1 protein-coding gene is annotated in these 501 nt (G+C 43.9%); it reads left to right on the top strand.

The genetic code is table 11. From position 1 onward, the window contains the following. The coding region (locus R8N47_RS28760) for an amino acid--tRNA ligase-related protein (RefSeq protein WP_318186552.1) at positions 1–315 on the top strand (315 nt) is incomplete at its 5' end. Positions 316–501 lie beyond the last annotated feature (186 nt).

Raw genomic sequence — 501 nt, 5'->3', positions numbered from 1 at the left:
CGTCGTAGCGATGACAACCCATTCTTCACAGACCGCTTTGAGTTCTTCATCGGTGGCCGTGAAGTAGCAAACGGCTTCTCAGAGCTTAACGATGCAGAAGACCAAGACGCGCGCTTTAAAGCACAGGTTGAAGCAAAAGAATCTGGTGATGACGAAGCGATGTTCTACGATGCAGACTACATCACTGCACTAGAACACGGTCTACCACCAACAGCAGGTCAAGGTATCGGTATCGACCGCCTAGTTATGCTGCTAACTAACACGCACACTATCCGTGACGTGATCTTGTTCCCTGCAATGCGCCCACAAGCGTAATTCTTTGCTGAACAATGACAAAAAAACCACCTTCGGGTGGTTTTTTTGTATCTTTAATTTCCTAAAATTCAATAGGTTGCATTTTGATTTTGATGGCATATGCAAATAAGTATTCGCCAAATCTCAATCTATTGCATAGTCTTAATATTGAGACAGACTTCGAGCGTCGTAGTCTCGATAATGTTA

It is taken from the genome of Vibrio sp. 2132-1 (assembly GCF_033344315.1).
Note: the sequence above shows the minus strand (reverse complement) of the source record. Positions and strands in the feature narration are given on the sequence as shown.